Annotated in this window: 19 protein-coding genes and 1 pseudogene; 13 read left to right on the top strand and 7 right to left on the bottom strand. The window is 61.5% G+C overall.

Annotated elements, in window-relative coordinates; genetic code table 11:
• Positions 1–150 precede the first annotated feature (150 nt).
• A complete protein-coding gene (locus ACI512_RS21670) occupies positions 151–1,527 on the bottom strand; it encodes a VOC family protein (protein ID WP_236381269.1) in 1,377 nt (458 codons plus the stop codon).
• 289 nt (positions 1,528–1,816) lie between these two features.
• On the opposite strand from ACI512_RS21670, the gene ACI512_RS21665 reads away from it, so the two are divergent.
• Both ACI512_RS21665 and ACI512_RS21660 read left to right on the top strand, forming a co-directional pair.
• Positions 1,817–3,226 carry an OprD family outer membrane porin gene (locus ACI512_RS21665; RefSeq protein WP_236381271.1) on the top strand — a complete coding sequence of 470 codons (1,410 nt, stop codon included), beginning with the start codon at positions 1,817–1,819 and terminating at the stop codon, positions 3,224–3,226.
• Positions 3,227–3,295: 69 nt separating this feature from the next.
• On the top strand, positions 3,296–5,935 hold the full coding sequence (locus ACI512_RS21660) for an MGH1-like glycoside hydrolase domain-containing protein (RefSeq protein WP_236381272.1): 2,640 nt from the start codon (positions 3,296–3,298) through the stop codon (positions 5,933–5,935).
• 21 nt (positions 5,936–5,956) lie between these two features.
• On the opposite strand, the gene ACI512_RS21655 is transcribed toward ACI512_RS21660, so the two are convergent.
• On the bottom strand, positions 5,957–6,319 hold the full coding sequence (locus ACI512_RS21655) for an NUDIX hydrolase (RefSeq protein WP_064054544.1): 363 nt from the start codon (positions 6,317–6,319) through the stop codon (positions 5,957–5,959).
• Between the two features lie 127 nt (positions 6,320–6,446).
• Between ACI512_RS21655 and ACI512_RS21650 the strand changes: the two genes are divergently transcribed.
• Complete coding sequence (locus ACI512_RS21650) at positions 6,447–7,427, top strand: Gfo/Idh/MocA family protein (protein WP_236381273.1); 981 nt, start codon at positions 6,447–6,449, stop codon at positions 7,425–7,427.
• A gap of 42 nt (positions 7,428–7,469) precedes the next feature.
• On the top strand, positions 7,470–8,099 hold the full coding sequence (locus tag ACI512_RS21645; protein ID WP_236381274.1) for a ribonuclease T2: 630 nt from the start codon (positions 7,470–7,472) through the stop codon (positions 8,097–8,099).
• Here the strand turns inward: ACI512_RS21645 and ACI512_RS21640 are convergent.
• A complete protein-coding gene (locus ACI512_RS21640; RefSeq protein ID WP_236381275.1) occupies positions 8,090–8,956 on the bottom strand; it encodes a helix-turn-helix domain-containing protein in 867 nt (288 codons plus the stop codon). The two genes, ACI512_RS21645 and ACI512_RS21640, sit on opposite strands and share 10 nt — an antisense overlap.
• A 109-nt stretch (positions 8,957–9,065) precedes the next feature.
• On the opposite strand from ACI512_RS21640, the gene ACI512_RS21635 reads away from it, so the two are divergent.
• Positions 9,066–9,476 carry a hypothetical protein gene (locus ACI512_RS21635; RefSeq protein ID WP_046034728.1) on the top strand — a complete coding sequence of 137 codons (411 nt, stop codon included), beginning with the start codon at positions 9,066–9,068 and terminating at the stop codon, positions 9,474–9,476.
• A gap of 33 nt (positions 9,477–9,509) precedes the next feature.
• On the opposite strand, the gene ACI512_RS21630 is transcribed toward ACI512_RS21635, so the two are convergent.
• Positions 9,510–9,845, bottom strand: coding sequence for a hypothetical protein (locus tag ACI512_RS21630; protein WP_122809737.1), 336 nt, complete (start codon positions 9,843–9,845; stop codon positions 9,510–9,512).
• 91 nt (positions 9,846–9,936) lie between these two features.
• Between ACI512_RS21630 and ACI512_RS21625 the strand changes: the two genes are divergently transcribed.
• Both ACI512_RS21625 and glsB read left to right on the top strand, forming a co-directional pair.
• The gene (locus ACI512_RS21625) at positions 9,937–10,281 is read left to right on the top strand and encodes a hypothetical protein (RefSeq protein ID WP_236381277.1); all 345 of its coding nucleotides are present in this window, start codon (positions 9,937–9,939) and stop codon (positions 10,279–10,281) included.
• 55 nt (positions 10,282–10,336) lie between these two features.
• Positions 10,337–11,245, top strand: a complete 909-nt coding sequence (gene glsB, locus ACI512_RS21620) for a glutaminase B (RefSeq protein ID WP_236381278.1) — start codon at positions 10,337–10,339, stop codon at positions 11,243–11,245.
• Positions 11,246–11,283: 38 nt separating this feature from the next.
• Here glsB and ACI512_RS21615 read toward each other — a convergent pair whose 3' ends face one another.
• A complete protein-coding gene (locus tag ACI512_RS21615; protein ID WP_064054541.1) occupies positions 11,284–11,523 on the bottom strand; it encodes a DUF6124 family protein in 240 nt (79 codons plus the stop codon).
• Between the two features lie 492 nt (positions 11,524–12,015).
• Between ACI512_RS21615 and ACI512_RS21610 the strand changes: the two are divergent.
• A pseudogene (locus tag ACI512_RS21610) lies at positions 12,016–12,105 on the top strand (IclR family transcriptional regulator); the annotation flags it as partial.
• Between the two features lie 134 nt (positions 12,106–12,239).
• On the opposite strand, the gene ACI512_RS21605 reads toward ACI512_RS21610, so the two are convergent.
• Entirely contained in the window at positions 12,240–13,484 is a 1,245-nt protein-coding gene (locus tag ACI512_RS21605; protein ID WP_236381279.1) for a saccharopine dehydrogenase family protein, read from the bottom strand.
• 28 nt (positions 13,485–13,512) lie between these two features.
• The gene (locus ACI512_RS21600) at positions 13,513–14,610 is read right to left on the bottom strand and encodes a carboxynorspermidine decarboxylase (protein WP_012724727.1); all 1,098 of its coding nucleotides are present in this window, start codon (positions 14,608–14,610) and stop codon (positions 13,513–13,515) included.
• 354 nt (positions 14,611–14,964) lie between these two features.
• Between ACI512_RS21600 and ACI512_RS21595 the strand changes: the two genes are divergently transcribed.
• The 5 genes from ACI512_RS21595 to ACI512_RS21575 are packed head-to-tail and all read left to right on the top strand — an operon-like array spanning position 14,965 to position 19,610.
• On the top strand, positions 14,965–15,984 hold the full coding sequence (locus tag ACI512_RS21595) for a LacI family DNA-binding transcriptional regulator (RefSeq protein ID WP_012724726.1): 1,020 nt from the start codon (positions 14,965–14,967) through the stop codon (positions 15,982–15,984).
• Entirely contained in the window at positions 15,968–16,972 is a 1,005-nt protein-coding gene (locus ACI512_RS21590; RefSeq protein WP_236381280.1) for an ABC transporter substrate-binding protein, read from the top strand. The genes ACI512_RS21595 and ACI512_RS21590 overlap by 17 nt, the downstream gene beginning before the upstream one ends.
• A complete protein-coding gene (locus ACI512_RS21585) occupies positions 16,973–17,791 on the top strand; it encodes an iron ABC transporter permease (protein WP_236381283.1) in 819 nt (272 codons plus the stop codon).
• Entirely contained in the window at positions 17,788–18,582 is a 795-nt protein-coding gene (locus tag ACI512_RS21580) for an ABC transporter permease (protein ID WP_012724723.1), read from the top strand. The genes ACI512_RS21585 and ACI512_RS21580 overlap by 4 nt, the downstream gene beginning before the upstream one ends.
• Positions 18,579–19,610, top strand: a complete 1,032-nt coding sequence (locus tag ACI512_RS21575) for an ABC transporter ATP-binding protein (RefSeq protein ID WP_012724722.1) — start codon at positions 18,579–18,581, stop codon at positions 19,608–19,610. The genes ACI512_RS21580 and ACI512_RS21575 overlap by 4 nt, the downstream gene beginning before the upstream one ends.
• Positions 19,611–19,612 lie beyond the last annotated feature (2 nt).

The following is a 19,612-nucleotide window of genomic DNA, read 5'->3' as shown; positions in this document are numbered from 1 at the left end:
AGCCCGCGTTCCTACAGGGGCGCGCACATTTGTTCAGAATTGTCTGAAGGACAGGCTTCTCTTCACTGCCTATGATGCCCACCGCCCACCCGGCTCTGGGGACTGTTGCGGCGCAAGGACTGCGCTGTTGAGCCGGGTGGGCACTTCAATTCAGGCCAGCAGTGCCTGGATGCATTCATCGATAGAGCGCTGCTGCGTTTCCTCATACAGCTTCAATTCATCAATCGTCCGGCGGCCGAGCGCCTGTTCAAACTCGGCTTGGTTCGAATTGGCCGCGTAGTGACTCTGCGCTGCATCCCCCAGGTTCGACTGAAAGATCCCCGCTGCACTCACCGGCAGAAAATCCTCGTACACCAACGGCTCCACATCGATGTGGCCCGCTGCGATCAATGCTTCCAGGGTTCGCGGTTGCTCGGCGCTGCCGCGCGCCGCCACACCTTGCTCGGTGGTGAGGTAGCGGAAGTAGGCCAGGCCCTGATCACGCATCTGGGCGTGGTTGTCCGGGAAGGCCTGGAAGTGCTGTTCCATCAATTCGACATAACGTGCGGCGTTGCCTTCATTGGGGAAAGCGCCCAGCTCGTCGCGCGCGGCGTTCAGCAGTTGGTCGTACAGAGCGCGGCCTTTGGGCGTAAGGGCCACACCGCGCTGTTCGATCTCGCCAAAGCGTGCGCTGTGGCTGCCTTGGGCGTCGGTGAAGGCGATGGGTTCGTCGAGGGCCTTGAAGCTGGTCTGGCGCAGCAGGATCGGGCAGCGGCGGCGGGGTGGGCCTTCGATCACGGCCTTGGGGGTGATGCCTTTGCCAGGCATGGCGGCCTGGACCTGGTCGATGTCCAGGGTGCGCGGGGTCAGGTGGTTGATGTGCGGGCCTTTGAACGCTACTACGTCGGCGATCAGGCGGTGCTGGTCGCTCAGTTGCTGGTACTGCGCGCCCGTGACGGTGGCGGTGTGGTGCCAGCGGAAGGTTTCCAGGGCCTGGCGGATGAATTCATCCGCGTCCACGGCATTGAGGCCGCCGTCCTTTTCTGCTTGTTCGATCAGCGCCAAGGCTCTTGGGGTAAAGATCGAGCGCTTGGCCAGGGCCGTTTCGGCGAACGCACGCAGGTCGGGGTTTTCGATCAGTTCCAGGCGCAGCAAGGACGTGAACACCCGAAACGGGCTGGTTTGCAGCGCCTGTTCGTGCACGGCGCGAAAGGCGGTGGAGTGCACCGGCACGCCGGCCGGGGTCAGGTCGTAATAGCCCACCGGCTGCATGCCCATCACTGCGAACAGGCGGCTGATGGTCGCCAGCTCGGCGGCGGTTCCCAGGCGGATCGCGCCGTGGCGTTCCCTGTCCAGGCGCTGGATTTCGCCGGTGCGTTGCAGGTGCTGCGCCAGGCCCGGTTCGGTGTCGAGCACGCGGGTATTGGTCTCGGCCACCAACTCCATCAGCGCGCCATACAGTGGAACTTCATCTCGGTACATGTCGGACATGGCCTTGGAAAAGCCCTTGCGGATCTCATCGGGGCAGACAGGTGCGGTGGTGGGCATAGAAAAATTCCTGATGGCGATGACGATGAAGGTGGCCTTTGCCTGGATTTTGTTGAGCGCAAGGCTTGCTTGCAAACGAAGATTCCTCAGGACTTCATTCTGCAAATGAATGAGATGACGTGAATATGACAAAAAACAGCCCGCGGAAAATTTCATTTCCGTGCGGTTTTCCTAACTAATTCTTCACGGAGTCCGCCCCGGCCGGCATGAAAGAATCGTCACGTTTGCAAGGATGAAAACGCCGTTATGCACACCGCACACATAAAAAAATGTTTAGGGGCCCTCGTTAATGAAAATTTCTACACTGGCGCTGTCGATCACCGCCGCCGTTCTTGCACAACACGCATTCGCTGATGATTTCGGGCTCGGTGCCCTGGGCACCGGCAATGGTCACAGCGGTTTCCTTGAAGACAGCCATGCGTCTGTCAGCTCACGGAGCATGTACTACAGCGCGGATAACCGCTCGGGGACCAACAACGACCTGCGCGAAGCGGCAACTGCGCTGCGTTTTGACTACAAATCCGGCTTTACCCAGGGCACCATTGGCCTGGGCTTCGACGTCATGGCCTTCGGCGCGCTGCGCCTGGACGGCGGCGATGGTCACACGGCGGGCCCAGGCCTGGCGGGCAACGGCAACAGCTTTTTCCCGACCAAGAACAACGGCACCGAGCCTGCCGATTCCTTCGGCCGCGCGGCGGGCAACGTGAAGTTCCGTGTTTCCCATACCGAGTTGCACGTCGGTGGTGGTTTGGCGCCGGTTCTGCCGATCCTGGTTTCCAACGACAGCCGCGTGGCACCGCAGACCTTTGACGGTGGCATCCTTACCTCGAATGACATTCCCAATGTCACCTTCACCGGCGGTGAGTTGAACCGCGCCGAAGGCCGTGCCTCCAGTAACTCCACAGGCTTGAGCGTGGCAGGCGGTACCCGCGACAGCGACAGCTTCAAATTCGGCGGTGTGGACTACAAACCGTTTGGTTCTTCCGACAACGCCATCGCGAAAAACCTGACGTTGCAGTACTACTACGCCCAACTGCAAGACTTCTACAAACAGAACTACGTCGGCCTGGTCCACGTGCTGCCACTGGGCAATGACCAGTCGTTCAAGACCGACCTGCGTTACTTCGACAGCACCAGCGACGGCAAGAACGGCGAGAGCGGCTACCAGTTCAACAACAACGGTGGCTTTGCCAAGCATGCCAACGAAGTGGACAACAAAACCTACAGTGCGGCCTTCACTTACCAACTGGGCGGCAGTAGCTTGATGCTCGGCCACATTGGCGTGGGCGACGACGGCGGCTTTGTGTGGGTCAATCAGGGCAGCCTGGCCGACCCGCACGCACAAGGCGCCGGCGGCAGCGACTTCTACCTGTTTACCGACGCCGTGGTGGGCCAGTTCTCCCGCGCGGGCGAGCAGGTCAACTTTGGTCAGTACTCGTATGACTTCAAGGCCTACGTGCCTGGCCTGAAGGCTTCCGTGGCGTACCTCGACGGTTCGGACATCAAGTCGAAGGTTGCCGGTGGCCCTGACCAGAAAGAAAACGAAGCCGACTTCCGTCTGGACTACGTGGTGCAAGCCGGTCCTCTGAAAGGCTTCGGTACCACCTTGCGCACCGGCACCTATCACGGCAAAAACACCGGCACCCCCGACCAGGATCAGACTCGCCTGATCTTCAACTACACCTACGCCATCTTCTAAGTCTTCATGTGCATCCGGGCGTCATTGGGTTCTACACTGCCTCTTACCTGGTAGGCGATGGAGGACCCGATGACGGCCACACCCGACAACCGAATACTTGCAACCCTCGAAGGCCAGCGCCTGGCGCAGCAGGATGCCGAGCGTTGGCGCGAGTGGGGCCCTTACTTGAGTGAACGCCAATGGGGCACGGTGCGCGAAGACTACAGCGCCGATGGCGATGCCTGGACTTACTTCCCCCACGAACACGCACGCAGCCGCGCCTACCGATGGGGCGAGGATGGCCTCGCCGGTTTCAGCGACAAGGCGCAACGTTGGTGCCTGGGCCTGGCCCTGTGGAACGAGCGCGATGCGATCATCAAGGAGCGCCTGTTCGGCCTCAATAACGCCGAGGGCAACCACGGTGAAGACGTCAAGGAACTGTACTTTTTCGTCGATGGCGTGCCGAGCCATGCCTACATGCGCATGCTCTACAAATACCCCCATGCAGCCTTTCCCTACGATGACCTGATCCGCGAAAACGCCCGCCGTGGCTTGGAGGATGCCGAGTACGAGATCCTCGACACCGGCGTGTTCGAAGACAACCGCTACTGCGATGTCAGCGTCGAGTACGCCAAGCATCAGCCCGACGACCTCTTCATGCGTATCACGCTGCACAACCGTTCCGAGCAGCCGACCCGCTTGCAGGTGATGCCGCAGTTGTGGGCGCGCAATGACTGGAGCTGGACCTTTGATGCGCCCAAGCCGCAGTTGAAGATGGACGGAGAGCAGGTGCTGGCGCGCCATCCTGAACGGCCGGATCGGCATCTCAGCGCCTGGGGCCAGGAGGGGGTGGAGTGGTTGTTCTGCGAGAACGAAACCAACGTTCCCCGCCTGGATGGCCAGCAGGCGCCGGGGCCGTTCAAGGACGGGATCAATGATTACGTGGTCGAGGGTGTTCAATCGGCGATTCGGCGTGACAGCGGCACCAAAGTCGCGGCGCGCTTTATCCTCGAATTGGCAGGCCTTGAGAGTAAAAGCCTCTACCTGCGGTTTGCCCCCGTTAACGCGCCGCCGGTCAACGCCCGCAAGCTGTTCGAACAACGCCGCCAAGAGGCGGATGATTTCTACGCCGCCTTGCAACACGGCATCCACGACGACGATGCGCGCAATGTGCAGCGCCAGGCATTGGCTGGCTTGCTGTGGTCCAAGCAGCTGTACTATTTCGATGTGAACCAATGGCTCGACGGCGACCCGGCGCAACCTGCGCCGCCGCCTGAGCGCCTGCATATCCGCAATACTCATTGGCGGCACCTGTCGAACTTCGACATCCTCTCCATGCCCGACACCTGGGAATACCCGTGGTATGCCTCGTGGGACCAGGGCTTCCAGGCGGTGGCCATGGCGCTGATCGATCCGGGGTACGCCAAGCAGCAACTGTTACTGCTGGTGAAAGACCGCTTCATGCACCCCAACGGGCAATTGCCGGCCTATGAATGGCGCTTCGACGACGCTAACCCGCCGGTCCACGCCTGGGCCAGTTGGCGGGTGTACCAGCAGGACAAGGCGCTGAACGGCGTAGGCGACATGGATTTCCTTGAACGGATTTTCCACAAGCTGCTGCTGAATTTTTCCTGGTGGGTCAACCGCAAGGATGCCGAAGGGCGCAACCTGTTCCAGGGCGGTTTCCTGGGGTTGGACAATATCGCCTTGTTCGACCGCTCGGCCGGGCTGCCGCCGGGGTACCAGCTGGATCAGGCCGACGGCACGGCGTGGGTCGCGGCCTATGCGCTGGACTTGATGCGTATCGGCCTGGAGCTGGCCAAGCGCAATGGGGTGTATGTCGACATCGCCGTTAAGTTCTTTGAGCATTTCCTGTACATCGCGGGCGCCATCAACCGCGTCGACGAGAGCGCCGAAGGCCTGTGGGATGAGCACGACCTGTTCTTCTACGATGTGCTGCACCGGCCCGACGGCCAGAACGAGCCGGTGCGTCTGCGCTCTATCGTCGGGCTGATGCCCCTGTTTGCCGTGCTGGTGCTGGAGCAGCGCGAGCATGAGGGGTTGGAAGGCTTGCGCGAACGCCTGCTCGGGTTCATGAAGCACCGGCCCGACCTGGCCAAGCTGGTCTCGCGCTGGAATGAGCCAGGGCAGGGCAACCGCCTGTTACTGGCGCTGTTGCGCGGTGAGCGCACCAAGGACCTGCTGCGGCGCATGCTCGATGACAGCGAGTTTTTGTCGACGTTTGGCGTGCGCTCCTTGTCCAAGGCGTTCGCCGAGCAACCCCTGGCGCTGCAAATGAACGGCAACACCCTCAGTGCACGCTACCAACCCGGCGAATCCGACTCGCGGCTGTATGGCGGCAACTCCAACTGGCGCGGGCCGCTGTGGATGCCGGTGAACTACATGCTGATCGAGTCGTTGCGGGAATTTCACCGCTACTACGCGGATAACTTCTCGGTGGAGTACCCGACCGGCAGCGGTTATCTGTCCTCCCTGGAGGAAGTGGCCGACAGCCTCAGTCAGCGGCTGACGCGGTTGTTTCTCAGGGATGAAAACGGTTCGCGACCGTCGATGGCGGGGTATGCGCAGCTGGAGGCGGACCCGGCCAGCCGTGACCTGGTGTTGTTCCATGAATATTTTCATGGGGAAACCGGGCGCGGGTTGGGGGCGTCCCATCAGACGGGGTGGAGTGCATTGGTGGCGTTGCTGCTGCAGCCTGGGGTTGAGTAATACGCCGGACAGAGCGCTGAACTACAAGCGACGCAGAAAGGATCTGACGATATGCCGGGTGGCGTCGGTGGTGTCGAGTTCATCCATCGCGCCATAGGCATGCCACTGGCAGTCGACGATTTCGTTGCGAGGCCGCGCGTCTTCGATGTTCACCACCGAGGCCTCGAACACATGGTGCAGGGTGTCGCGGGCCTTGAGTTCCTGCAAGTACAGCAAGCCGTCCACGTTCAATCCGGTTTCTTCTTCCAGCTCGCGCTCGGCAGCGCCGACCGGGCGCTCGTTGCGTTCAACCTTGCCGCCCGGCAACGCCCATTTCGATCTGGCCTTGCGCACGAAGAGGATATGCCCCTCGTGTTCGCAAATGACCGTGGCCCTGATTTTCATCGTCTGTGCCCCCGCAGTGAGATGATTGTCATAAAAGTGTAATGCAAGTGTCATGCTAAGTGGTTATGGCGCTGACGTGTGGGGATGTGGATACTGCCCGATTGACGAAAACGCACGAGGGAAACCGATGAACACCGTACGCTGGGGCATGATCGGCTGTGGCAGTGTCACTGAATTGAAGAGTGGACCCGCCTTCTACAAAGCGCCAGGTTCGGCGCTGGTGGCCGTCATGGGGCGCCGCGAGGAAGCCGTGCGCGATTATGCGGCGCGCCATGGCATTGCCCGCTTCTATACCGACGCCCAGGCCCTGATCGACGATCCCGAGGTGGACGCGGTGTACATCGCCACGCCACCCGACAGCCACCTTGAATACAGCCTGATGGTGGCCGCAGCGGGCAAGCATTGCTGTGTCGAAAAACCGATGGCATTGAATGCCGAGCAAAGCGCATTGATGCAGCGCACCTTCGAGCGTGCCGGCCTGCACCTGTTTGTTTCGTATTACCGCCGTTCGCTGCCGCGTTTCCAACAAGTGCGCCAGTGGCTGCAAGAGGGGCGCATCGGCCAACTGCGCCACCTGACCTGGACCCTGTGCAAGCCACCGGGCGTCGATGACGCCGACGCCGCCAATTGGCGCACCGACCCGCTGATTGCCGGCGGCGGTTACTTTGCCGACCTGGCCAGCCATGGGTTTGACCTGTTCCAGTACCTGGCCGGGGATATTGTCGAGGTCTCGGGCTTCACCGCGCGACAGGCCGGGCAGTATGCCGCCGAGGATGCCGTGACGGCCTGTTGGACATTTGCGTCCGGCGCGCTGGGCATGGGCTGCTGGAACTTTGTCGCCGACCGTCGTGAAGACCGGGTCGAGCTGATCGGCAGCACGGGGCGCATTACCTTTGCCGTATTCGAGGACCAGCCGCTGCGCCTGGAAGGCGAGGTCGACGAGGTGCTGGACGTGCCTTGCCACGCGCATATCCAGTGGCACCACGTGTTGGCCATGAACGCCCATATCCGCGGGGAAGCCGAACACCCTTCACAGGCGATCGAGGCGTTGAAGACCGATCGGATCCTCGACAAGGTGCTACAACGTAACCCCCATCATCCTGGGTAGTTGCAATAGGGTAGTGATTCATTTTTCTAAGGGAACACGGGGATGAAATACTGGATGGTGTTGTGGCTGGCCATTGCCACAAGTGCAATGGCGGCGCCACGGGAGCAGCGGCCGGCGGGGGATTTTGATTTCTATGTGCTGTCGCTGTCATGGTCGCCGACGTTCTGCCTGACGCACCCGGACAACGAGCAGTGCTCGGGCAAAGGCTACGGCTTCGTGTTGCACGGACTGTGGCCGCAATACGCTCGGGGCGGGTGGCCGGCGTCGTGCGAGCCTCAATCGCAACTCTCGGCCGAAGACATGGCCAAGGGCGCGCTGATGTTTCCCACGCGCTCACTGCTCAAGCATGAATGGGCCAAGCACGGCTCCTGCAGCGGCCTGGAGGCGTCGCGCTACTTAGAGGCCACTGATGCGGCGTTGGGCGCCGTGCAGATCCCACCGCAACTGCAGCCGTTCAATGTGCCCAATTATTTGCAAGCCCGGGACATCGAACAGCTGTTCCGCGAGAGCAACCCCGCCATGGGCGACCACAGTGTGGCGGTGATCTGCAAAGGCAAGGTGTTGTCTGAAGTACGGATATGCCTGAGCAAGGAATTGCGCTTTGCCGGTTGCCCCAGGAGTGTGAAGACCCAGTGCCGGGACGGTGACATTCGGATCCCGGTTCAGCGTTGAGCCGGCGCCTGGAGCGCGTGCAACGCAATGGTCGCGGCCGCGTTCGCACTGGAGGCCCCGGCGCGATCCGCCAGGTAGCGCGCGGGCGGTTGGCCCATTGCCTTGCGGAACATGGTGATAAAGCCGCTGGCGTTCTCATAACCCAGGTCCAGGGCGACCCGCTGCACGCTTTCACCCCTGGCCAGGCGTTGCAATGACAGGATCACATGCAACTGCCGGCGCCAGCGGCCGAAACTCAGGCCGAACTCTTCCAGCAGCAGGCGCGTCATGCTGCGCTCGCTCATGCCGATGCGCACGGCCCACTGGCCAAGGGTGGCCTTGTCGCCGGGGTTGGCCAGCAGGCTGTCGGCCAGGCGCCGCAACCGTGGGTCCTGGGGCATCGGCAGGTGCAAGTCTTCGATGGGCGCCTGGGCCAACTCGTCCAGCAGCGTGCTGATCAAGCGGCCCTGAGCGCTGTCCTCTTCGTACCAATGCTCAAAACTCACCGCCTTAGTAATCAACTCATGCAACAGGCCGGACACCGCCAGCGTGCAGCATTGCGGGGGCAGGGCGCCAGCGGCGTGCGGGTCGATCAGCAGGCAATACACCTCGGCTTCGCCGGCTCCCCGCGCCGCATGTGAAAGGCCGCCGGGGATCCACAGCGCGCACTGGGGCGGCACAATCCAGATACCGGCCTCGATCTGGCAATGAATCACCCCGCGCAGGGTGTACATCAATTGGCCCTTGTGATGGACATGCGGTGCATGCTCCCACGTCTGGGACGTGCTGGTAGCGCCCACGGCCACCACGGCGCGCGGGATCATGTCGGCGTCCTTGGCCCTGGAGGGGTCGAATTGATCAAGGCGGTGGCGCGTCATGGCGGTTTCACAGCTTGGCTGAATTGCGAAACATTCTGGCTATTCTGTGCAATGCCGTCCAGCAAGTTGATCCCTATGATGAGATCCACTCTCATTCAGGAGGTCTGCCATGCGACTCGATAGTTCAACATTCCCAGTGGTGAAAATCGTCTTTGATGCGCCAAACGAAGGCGGGCCCGACGATGCATTCGTGGTCTTCGAAGGCCTGCTGGCCCGCCAGCAAGCCTTCGTGCTGCTGCATGAAAAGGCCGAAGATGAAAACAATCACGAACACTCCCACGAAGAGCGCAAACAGGCGTCGATCTGGATGAAGAAAAACAGGCCGGCCCTGCGCACGTACGTCAGGGGCATGATCCAGGTCGAGCCCAGCGCTGCGCAGCGGCTGGCGCTCAAGCCGTTTGCCGTGATGTTTGGCAAGGCGTGGGGCTACCCATTGCTGGTGGTGGAATCCAAAGACCGCGCCTGGGCGCTGGCGCGGGATGTGCTGGATGATCGGGTGTCGGATGTGGCGCATTTTTAACGCGGCCTACAGTCCGCAAAAATGTGGCGCTCTTCAGTCCACGCACATCGCCCGGCCCAACTGGCCTTTCTCGACAGTGGCGGAGCAACCAAAGCGGCCGTTATCCGCCTGGCACGCGCCTGTTACTGGGCGATTTTCGGAGGATGCGGTCACGCTGGTCCGGCATTCGCCTTCACACTGGCTCGAATCGGTACACGCCTTGCCCGCGTCCTTGTAGGGCGTGATGCACTTCCAGCTTTGCAGTTTGCCGACTTGCTTCATGCTGCCGCCGCCGGCCAGGCAAACAGAGGCGGTGGCGTCTTGGGGCGGCGGCGTCGACGTACATGCCGATACCAACAACAGGGCGGCCAGGGCGATCATCAGTTTCATGCAAAGGTACTCAAAGGGTGAGCGCAGCGGTGCAGTGTACGGGCAATTGGACTACTTTGAGTGACGAGCCATCCCTGATCGGTACCGAGCGATGCAGACCTTATGGAAGCGCTATATGGCGCTGCTGGAAAACGACCTGAGCACGCAGATCTTCGACAACGTGAAGAACCTGCTGGTGTGTGCACTGTTGTTTGCGGCGGGGACGCACACATTGGTCGGGCAACGTGAACTGTTTATCGGCGTGTTTGCGTCCGATGTCGCGGGGTGGGGGTTGATCATCCTGTCCGCATTGCTGACGGTGTTGAATATCAGCGATGGCATTCGCCGGCTGGCCAAGCTGCGTTATCACCTGGCGCTGCAACTGTTGCTGATCCTGGTGTACATGGTGATTGCCGAGCGGGTGGTTGAGATTATGTGGGGCTTCCGCGCGCATTGAAGTATCCTCCGCGACCCGTTTACCAGCGATTCCAACACAGATGACAGGACAAGACATGCAGGCGATGCTCTCGTCGATTCTCGACGAAGTGCGTCCACTGATCGGCCTCGGCAAAGTCGCCGATTACATCCCCGCGCTGGCCGATGTACCGGCCAACCAACTCGGTATCGCCGTGTACGGCAACGACGGCTCGGCCTACCGCGCCGGTGATGCCGATACGCTGTTTTCGGTGCAGAGCATCTCCAAGGTGTTCAGCCTGGTGCAGGCCATCGACCACGGTGGTGAAACCATCTGGGAGCGCTTGGGCCACGAGCCGTCAGGGCAGCCGTTCAACTCCATGGTGCAGTTGGAATTCGAACGCGGGCGCCCGCGCAATCCGTTCATCAATGCGGGTGCGCTGGTGATCTGCGACATCAACCAGTCGCGCTTCGCCGTGCCGATCCTGTCGATGCGCGACTTCGTGCGGCGCCTGTCGGGCAACCCACACATCCTGGTCAACAGCGTCGTCGCCGAATCCGAAGCCCTGCATGGCGCGCGCAACGCCGCCATGGCCTACCTGATGAAATCCTTCGGCAACTTCCACAACGACGTGGATGCCGTGCTGCACAGCTACTTCAACTACTGCGCGCTGCAAATGAGCTGCGTGGATCTGGCCAAGGCGTTCAGCTTCCTGGCAAACGAGGGCACGAGTGCCCACAGCGGCGAACAGATTCTGACCGCCCGACAGACCCGGCAAGTCAACTCGATCATGGCCACCAGCGGGCTGTATGACGAGGCGGGGAATTTTGCTTATCGCGTCGGCTTGCCGGGCAAGAGCGGAGTAGGTGGCGGGATCGTTGCCGTGGTGCCGGGGCAGTTTACGGTGTGCGTGTGGTCGCCGGAGTTGAACGCGGCGGGGAATTCTTTGGCGGGGATGAAGGCGTTGGAGTTGTTGAGTGAGCGGATTGGGTGGTCGGTGTTTTGAGATCGTTCCCGTTTATGGGAACGATCGTCTTTGATGATTCAGGCTACTGGGTAAGCCGTATTCAGCGCCTTGTCGACCAATAGTTGCACCCCTTCCAGCATGCGGCAGATGCCCAGCGCAATGTTGCGTTGGGCGCCGTTTACTTCAAATGCCAGGTGGGCCGCGATGTCGTTGATGGCGGCGAGGTCTTGGGAGGCGTTGGCCAGCAAGGTTTCCGTGTCTAAGTCGGCGCGGACGGTGAAGAGTGTTTCTGGGGGATTTGGACTGTCTTTGATCATGGTGAAGCTCCTTTGTAAATGGAGCTGCCACGATTCGCAGTCAACCGAATTAGGGTGGCAGCTATACGCGGGTTGACCGACCGGCCAAAGAAGCAAAACCGGCATACCCGAAGGTATCCCGCGTACAGCTGCCGCGACACAATACATCAGGCGTAAAAAAACGCCGAAGATCGGTGTAGGCGCAGTTGCTCTTTGAAGTCGGACGGTCAAATCCGGCCGCTGAATTGGCAGCGACGGAGCAGAGGTTAGTGAGCGAAGTTCCGAGCGACAACCTGAAACCCTTGTGGGAAAAGTCCTGGAACTCATGGCTAAATGCGATCCCCTGTGGCGAGGGAGCTTGCTCCCGTTGGGCCGCGAAGCGGCCCCAGGACGGTTTGCGCGGTATACCTGATGCGGCTCGGTTGTCGGGTTTGGGGGCTGCTGCGCAGCCCAGCGCGAGCAAGCTCGCTCACTACAAGGACGTATTTCAACCGATCCAACCAGGTCGCGATCGAGACGTTCCTGGGCGACATGACCCTGGGTGCACCGGCGCTTTTACAATGTTCGAGAGCGCTGAGCAACTCGGCCCGGAACTTGGAATAACAGACACCCTAAAACCAAATGTGGGAGGGGGCTTGCCCCCGATTGCAGTGTGTCAGTCAATACAGCTGTGACTGATCTACCGCTATCGGGGGCAAGCCCCCTCCCACATTTTTGTTCGGTCAGCGATCGCCTATTCAGGCAATTGCATCCCAAGCCCGATCACCGTGCTCGTCTTTAATCCGAGTCGGCAAGCCCATCACGTCCAGCGCTTTCAGGAACGGCTCAGCGGGCAATTCCTCGACGTTGGCCATGTGCTTCACATCCCACTCACCGCGCGCTACCAGCAGCGCAGCGGCTACGGGTGGAACGCCTGCGGTGTAGGAGATGCCCTGGCTGTCGGTCTCGGCAAAGGCTTCTTCATGGCACGCCACGTTGTAGATGAACATCTCACGCGGTTGGCCGTTCTTGGTGCCTTTGACCAGGTCGCCGATGCAGGTCTTGCCGGTGTAGCCCGGCGCGAGCGAAGACGGGTCAGGCAGCACGGCCTTGACCAGTTTCAGCGGCACGACTTCCAGGCCTTCGGCGGTGGTGACCGGCTTTTCGGAGAGCAGGCCGAGGTTCTTCAGCACGGTAAACACGTTGATGTAGTGTTCGCCGAAGCTCATCCAGAAACGCACGTTGGGCACGTCGAGGTTTTTCGACAGCGAGTGCACTTCATCGTGGCCGGTGAGGTAAAGGTTCTGCGAACCGACGACCGGCAGGTCGTCGGTGCGTTTGACTTCGAACATGGTGTTGCTGGTCCACTGGCTGTTCTGCCAGCTCCACACCTGTCCGGTGAACTCGCGGAAGTTGATTTCCGGGTCGAAGTTGGTGGCGAAGTATTTGCCATGGGAGCCGGCATTGACGTCGAGGATGTCGATCGAATCAATGCGGTCGAAATGCTGTTGCTGCGCCAGCGCGGCATACGCGTTGACGACACCCGGGTCGAAGCCCACGCCAAGGATGGCGGTGATGTTCTTCTGTTTGCACTCTTCCAGGTGGTTCCACTCGTAGTTGCCGTACCACGGCGGGGTCTCGCAGACCTTGCCCGGCTCTTCGTGGATGGCGGTGTCGAGGTACGCAACGCCGGTGTCGATGCAGGCCCGCAGTACCGACATGTTGAGGAACGCGGAGCCGACGTTGATGACGATCTGCGATTCGGTCTCGCGGATCAGGGCCTTGGTCGCTTCCACGTCCAGGGCGTTCAGCGCGAAGGCTTGGATATCGGCGGGAACCTTGAGGCTACCCTTGGCCTTGACGCTGTCGATGATGGCCTGGCATTTGGAGATGTTGCGCGACGCGATAGCAATACGACCGAGTTCGTCGTTGTGCTGCGCGCACTTGTGGGCCACCACCTTGGCGACACCTCCTGCACCAATGATAAGAACGTTCTTTTTCAATTGCTTTATCTCTCCTTTATCCGCCAGCTTACGAAAGGCTGGACAGGTAGTCGTCGTAACCAAATTCACGAACCACTTCGACTGTACCGTCGAGTTGTTTCACTACGATGGACGGCATTTTCAGGCCGTTGAACCAGTTTTTCTTGACCATGGTGTAGCCTGCGGTGTCGATGAACGACAGCCGATCGCCGATGGCCAGCGGACGATCAAATTGATACTCGCCGAAGATGTCCCCGGCCAGGCAGGATTTGCCGCACACCATGACGGTGTGTTCGCCATCGCTCGGCGCCAGCTTGGCGTTGAGGCGATAGATCAGCAGGTCCAGCAGGTGGGCTTCGATGGAACTGTCGACCACGGCGAGGTTCTTGCCGTTGTAGAGGGTGTCGAGCACGGTGACTTCCAGGGAGGCGCTGTTAGTGATCGCCGCTTCGCCGGGTTCCAGGTAGACCTGCACGCCGTACTTTTCGGAGAACGCCTTCAGGCGCGCGCAGAACGCGTCCACGGCATAGTCTTCACCGGTGAAGTGGATGCCGCCGCCGAGGCTGACCCACTCGACCTTGTGCAGCAGCGCGCCGAAGCGTTCTTCGATGGTGCCGAGCATGTTGTCGAACAGGCTGAAATCGCCGTTCTCGCAGTTGTTGTGGAACATGAAGCCGGAGATCTGCTCGATCACGCCTTCGATCTTCACCGGGTCCCATTCGCCCAGGCGGCTGAACGGACGCGCCGGGTCGGCCAGCAAGTAGTCGGAACTGCTCACCTGCGGGTTGACGCGCAGGCCGCGGGTCTTGCCTTCGGAGCGCTCGGCAAAGCGCTGCAGCTGGCTGATGGAGTTGAAGATGATCTTGTCGCAGTTATCCAGCATCTCTTCGATTTCATCGTCGGCCCAGGCGACGCTGTAGGCGTGCGCCTCGCCTTCGAACTTCTGGCGGCCGAGCTTGAGCTCATACAGCGACGACGAGGTGGTGCCGTCCATGTATTGCTGCATCAGGTCGAACACCGACCAGGTGGCAAAGCACTTGAGCGCCAGCAGGGCCTTGGCGCCGGACTGCTCGCGCACGTAAGCAATCTTCTGCATGTTGACCAGAAGCTTCTGTTTATCGATGAGGTAGTACGGCGTTTTGATCATTTTTGAGAGCCTGCGGCGGTGCCTGCCAAAAAAGGACACGCATTGTGCCCGCACTTGGATCGAATCGAAAGGTTAGTGGGCGGATTTTGCGCGCCCGGTTTGTGACCCTACCCATTAAGTATGACCGTCTATGGAGGGACACCGGTCCAATGTGGGAGGGGGCTTGCCCCCGATTGCAGTGTGTCAGCCACCCAAACCAGTGCTGACCCACTGCTATCGGGGGCAAGCCCCCTCCCACATTTTGGCCCCAGTATATCGGGTCCACCGACATCAAACTGTCATCACCTTACCGCCGGATTGCCACATTTCCCCATTACTGTCCTCGCCAATGAGATCGATCTCAAGCGAGTGACAATGACTGACCTGAAAGACGTTGCGCGCCTGGCTGGCGTATCCCGCGCCACCGCCGCCCGCACCTTTGCCTCCCCCGACCAAGTGCGCCCGACCACCCGCGAGCAGGTGTTCGCCGCCGCCCGTGAGTTGGGCTTCCGGCCGAACCTGCTGGGCCGCCAATTGCGCCTGCAAACCACCCAATTGATCGGCGTGGTGGTGCCTAACCTGCTCAACCCGGTGTTTGCCGAGCAGTTCCAGGCCATGGAGCGCGCTGCACGGTCGCGCGGCTACAGCCTGTTGCTGGCAACCACCGACTACAGCAGTGAACGCGAGTGCATTGTGGTGGAAGAGCTGCTGCGCCAGCGCGTCGACGGCCTGGTGCTGACGGTCACCGATGCCGAGAGCAATAGCGTGCTCAGCAGCCTGAACACCGAACAGACGCCGTTCGTGCTGGCCTACCACCAACCTAGCAACCCCAACTACAGCGCCGTGTCGGTCGACAACCGCGCCGGCATGGCCATGGCAACACGGTATCTGCTGGACGCCGGACACCGGCGCATCAGCATGGTCGCTGGCCCCGCTTTGCAATCGGACCGTGCCCGCCTGCGTTACGCCGGTTACTGCGATGCGATGAAGGAATACGGCCTCAAGAGCCGTCCGGTGATCGAAATGCCGGCCCACACCCAGGCCGAATTCGCTGCTATCGAACCTTTCCTCCAGGGGGCCGAGGCACCCACCGCTTTGGTGTGCTCCAACGATTTCCTGGCAATCAGCCTGATCGCTGAGTTGCGCCGCAACGCCTGGAACGTACCCGAACAACTCTCGGTGATGGGGTTCGACGGCATCAGCCTCGGCACCCAGATGCACCCGACCCTGTGCAGCGTGGTGCAGCCCATTGCGCTGCTCGCCAGCACCGTGATTGACCAGTTGCTGGCGCAGATCGCCGGCAACGCCCCGATTTCACATTGCCTGCCTTGCCACATTCGACCAGGCGACAGTACCCAACCCCATGAGGAGACCCTTGATGCGCGCACTCAGTAAAACCCTGGCAGCCCTGCTGCTGTGCGGTACGGCCAGCCTGGCCCAGGCCGCCGACACCGCGATTTGCTACAACTGCCCGCCGGACTGGGCCGACTGGGGCACTCAGCTCAAGGCTATTGCCGCCAGCACCGGCGTGCAGGTGCCGCTGGACAACAAGAACTCCGGCCAGTCCCTGGCGCAGTTGGTGGCGGAGAAAGCCGCACCGGTCGCCGACGTCGTCTACTACGGCGTGACCTTCGGCCTGCAGGCACAAAAAGCCCAAGTGGTCGACACCTACAAACCCAAGGCCTGGGAGCAGATTCCGGCGGGCCTCAAAGACCCTGCCGGCCATTGGTTCGCGATCCATTCCGGCACCTTGGGCATCATGGTCAACGTTGATGCACTCGGTGGTTTGCCGGTGCCGCAAAGCTGGGCCGACCTGCTCAAGCCAGAGTACAAAGGCATGGTCGGTTACCTCGACCCGTCCAGCGCCTTCGTCGGCTACGTGTCGGCAGTGGCGATCAACCGCGCCATGGGCGGCGACCTCGACAACTTCGCCCCGGCCATCGACTACTTCCAGAAACTGGCGAAGAACGCGCCCATCGTGCCCAAGCAAACCGCGTATGCACGGGTGCTGTCCGGTGAGTTGCCGATCCTGGTGGACTACGACTTCAACGCCTACCGCGCGCGCTACAAAGACAAGGCCAACGTCGCCTTCGTGATCCCCAAGGAAGGCAGCATCGGCGTGCCTTACGTGATGAGCCTGGTCGCCAACGCGCCGCACCGCGCCAATGCCGAAAAAGTCCTCGACTTCGTGTTGTCGGACGAAGGCCAGGCGCTCTGGGCAAAGGCGTACCTGCGCCCTGTGCGCCCGATGAAAATGCCGGCCGACGTCGCCGCGCAGTTCCTGCCAGACAGCGATTACGCGCGCGCCGGGGTGGTGGACTACGAAAAAATGGCCGCTGTGCAGGAAGCCTTCGCCGCCCGTTACCTGAACGAGGTCAAGTAAGTGGCAGCATCGGCAAGACATGCCGCCTGGGCGCTGGCCCCGGCGTTTGCGGTGCTGTTCGCGTTCTGGCTGTTGCCGCTCGCGCACTTGGTGCTGCTCGGTGCCGAAAGCCGTGACAGCAACGGCAGTGGTTACTGGCAGGTGCTCAGCAGTGCGCAGTACCTGGGCAGCCTTGGGCAAACCCTGGTGCTGGCGGTGGTGGTGACGCTGGTTGCGTTGGTGATCGGCGGCATCAGCGGCGTGTTTCTCGCCCGCCAGCAGTTCTTCGGGCGCTCGGCGCTGGTGGCATTGCTGACGTTTCCGCTGGCGTTTCCCGGCGTGGTAGTGGGCTTCCTGGTGATTCTGCTGGCGGGGCGCCAGGGCCTGTTTGCCGCCCTGGGCCTGCAACTGGCGGGTGAGCGCTGGATCTTTGCCTACTCGCTGGCGGGGTTGTTCGTGGGGTACCTGTACTTCTCGATTCCACGGGTGATCCTCACGGTGATGGCCGCCTGCGAAAGCCTCGACCGCAGCCTGGAAGAAGCCGCGCATTCGCTGGGCGCCGGGCATTGGCGGGTGGTGTGCGATGTGATTGTGCCGGGCCTGGCGCCGGCGCTGGCGTCGTGCGGGGCGATCTGTTTTGCCACGTCCATGGGCGCCTTTGGCACCGCCTTTACCTTGGGCACGCGGCTGAATGTCACCCCGGTGGCGATCTACAACGTGTTTACCAACTACGCCAACTTTGCCGTGGCTGCCGCGCTGTCGGTGGTCCTCGGCGCGGTGACCTGGGCCGTGTTGCTGCTCACGCGCCGCCTGGTGAAAAACGCGGGGACTGTGCTGTGAAACGCTCATCGCTGTTTGTGATGCAACTGCTGTTTACCCTGCTGGTGTGTGCCTTCATGTTGGTGCCGGTGCTGATGTCGCTGCTGGCCGGGCTGACGCGCAATTTCTTTGTGGGCCTGTCCAGCGGCTTGACCTTCGATTGGTTGATCCAGGTGTGGCAGGCCTATTCGCCCACCGTGTGGCTGTCGCTGCAACTGGCGCTGGCCTGTGCCGTGTGCGTCTGCGTGATTGGCGTACCGGCGGCCTACGCATTGGTGCGTATGAACAACCGCTTCAGCCGCGCTTTTGAAGAACTGATGGTGCTGCCGGTGGCCATGCCCGGACTGGCCAGTGCGCTGGCCTTGCTGCTCACCTATGGCCAGTTCGGCAGCTTCCGTAGCAGCTGGGTGTTCATTCTGGTCGGCCACGTGTTGTTCACCTTGCCGTTCCTGGTACGCCCGGTGATGGCGGTGATGCAGCGCCAGCAATTGCCGGTGCTGGAGGAGGCGGCGGCCAGCCTGGGCGCTGGTCCGATCAAGCGTTTCTTCAGCGTGGTGGTGCCCAACTGCCGGGCGGGGATCCTGGCCGGTGTGCTGATGGTGGTCACGTTGTCCCTGGGTGAGTTCAACCTGACCTGGATGCTCCATACGCCGATGACCAAGACCTTGCCCGTGGGCCTGGCGGACAGCTACGCCTCGGCGCGCCTGGAAATCGCCAGCGCCTACACCCTTATCTTTTTGCTGATGATCGTGCCGCTGCTGATCGCGCTGCAGGCCATCAGTGCCCGTTTGTCCCGTGGAGAGCGTCGATGACCGCTATCACTATTCGCCTGCAAGGCTGTCGCAAGGCGTTCGCCGACGGCACCGTGGCCGTGCATGACTTGAACCTGACCGTCGAAGGCGGCGAAACCCTGGCGATCCTTGGCCCGTCAGGCTGTGGCAAAACCACGACCTTGCGCCTGATCGCCGGCCTGGAACGCCCGGATGTGGGCCAGGTGTTTTTTGGCGATCAGGACGTGACCCGCCTGCCGATCGAACGCCGCGACGTGGGCATGGTGTTCCAGAACTACGCGCTGTTTCCCAACCTGGATGTGGCGGGGAATATCGTTTACGGCTTGAAGATTCGCGGCATGTCGGTGCCTGAGCGCAACAAGCGCTGCGACGAGTTACTGGAACTGGTGGGCTTGCAGCATCACGGCAAGCGCAGCATCCACGAGCTCTCCGGCGGCCAGCGTCAGCGTGTGGCCCTGGCCCGTGCCTTGGCGCCGCGCCCCAAGGTGTTATTGCTGGATGAACCGCTGGCGGCCCTCGATGCGCAATTGCGCGAACGGCTGCGCAGCGAACTGAACGAACTGCTGCGTGGGCTCGGCATCACCTCGGTGTTCGTCACCCACGACCAGGGTGAAGCCATGGCCCTGGGCGACCGCATCCTGGTGATGGAACACGGGCGTGTCGCCCAACTGGCCAGCCCACGGGACATCTACCAGAAACCGGCCAACGCCTTCGTCGCGGGGTTTGTCGGCAACCTCAATGCCTTCGCGGTGATCGAGCCTTCAGCGCATGGCTTGAAAGTCTGCGGCGGCGAGTTGCCGTGGCACGGCGCGGACCTGCCCAGCACGATCTACTGCCGCCCTGAACACTTGCGGGTGATGGAAGGAGAAGGGCACCTGCACGGTCATCTGCTGGCGCAGTTTTTCCAGGGCGCGCAAAGCCGCCTGCTCGTGGACGTGGGCGGCCCGCAACCGCTGCTGGTCGACAGCAGCGACAACCAGCTCTACACCGTCGGCGCGCCGATTGCCTTGGCGATTGCGCCGCACATGTTGTTCACCCTGAATGCTTGAGA

It is taken from the genome of Pseudomonas petroselini (genome assembly GCF_045037875.1).
Classification (GTDB): Bacteria; Pseudomonadota; Gammaproteobacteria; order Pseudomonadales; family Pseudomonadaceae; genus Aquipseudomonas; species Aquipseudomonas petroselini.
Note: the sequence above shows the minus strand (reverse complement) of the source record. Positions and strands in the feature narration are given on the sequence as shown.

What these genes read in the sequence shown, in the direction of transcription:
- ACI512_RS21670 (WP_236381269.1), bottom strand. Translation starts at nt 1,527, where the DNA reads ATGCCCACCACCGCACCTGTCTGCCCCGATGAGATCCGCAAGGGCTTT.
- ACI512_RS21665 (WP_236381271.1), top strand. Translation starts at nt 1,817, where the DNA reads ATGAAAATTTCTACACTGGCGCTGTCGATCACCGCCGCCGTTCTTGCA.
- ACI512_RS21660 (WP_236381272.1), top strand. Translation starts at nt 3,296, where the DNA reads ATGACGGCCACACCCGACAACCGAATACTTGCAACCCTCGAAGGCCAG.
- ACI512_RS21655 (WP_064054544.1), bottom strand. Translation starts at nt 6,319, where the DNA reads ATGAAAATCAGGGCCACGGTCATTTGCGAACACGAGGGGCATATCCTC.
- ACI512_RS21650 (WP_236381273.1), top strand. Translation starts at nt 6,447, where the DNA reads ATGAACACCGTACGCTGGGGCATGATCGGCTGTGGCAGTGTCACTGAA.
- ACI512_RS21645 (WP_236381274.1), top strand. Translation starts at nt 7,470, where the DNA reads ATGAAATACTGGATGGTGTTGTGGCTGGCCATTGCCACAAGTGCAATG.
- ACI512_RS21640 (WP_236381275.1), bottom strand. Translation starts at nt 8,956, where the DNA reads ATGACGCGCCACCGCCTTGATCAATTCGACCCCTCCAGGGCCAAGGAC.
- ACI512_RS21635 (WP_046034728.1), top strand. Translation starts at nt 9,066, where the DNA reads ATGCGACTCGATAGTTCAACATTCCCAGTGGTGAAAATCGTCTTTGAT.
- ACI512_RS21630 (WP_122809737.1), bottom strand. Translation starts at nt 9,845, where the DNA reads ATGAAACTGATGATCGCCCTGGCCGCCCTGTTGTTGGTATCGGCATGT.
- ACI512_RS21625 (WP_236381277.1), top strand. Translation starts at nt 9,937, where the DNA reads ATGCAGACCTTATGGAAGCGCTATATGGCGCTGCTGGAAAACGACCTG.
- glsB (WP_236381278.1), top strand. Translation starts at nt 10,337, where the DNA reads ATGCAGGCGATGCTCTCGTCGATTCTCGACGAAGTGCGTCCACTGATC.
- ACI512_RS21615 (WP_064054541.1), bottom strand. Translation starts at nt 11,523, where the DNA reads ATGATCAAAGACAGTCCAAATCCCCCAGAAACACTCTTCACCGTCCGC.
- ACI512_RS21600 (WP_012724727.1), bottom strand. Translation starts at nt 14,610, where the DNA reads ATGATCAAAACGCCGTACTACCTCATCGATAAACAGAAGCTTCTGGTC.
- ACI512_RS21595 (WP_012724726.1), top strand. Translation starts at nt 14,965, where the DNA reads ATGACTGACCTGAAAGACGTTGCGCGCCTGGCTGGCGTATCCCGCGCC.
- ACI512_RS21590 (WP_236381280.1), top strand. Translation starts at nt 15,968, where the DNA reads ATGCGCGCACTCAGTAAAACCCTGGCAGCCCTGCTGCTGTGCGGTACG.
- ACI512_RS21575 (WP_012724722.1), top strand. Translation starts at nt 18,579, where the DNA reads ATGACCGCTATCACTATTCGCCTGCAAGGCTGTCGCAAGGCGTTCGCC.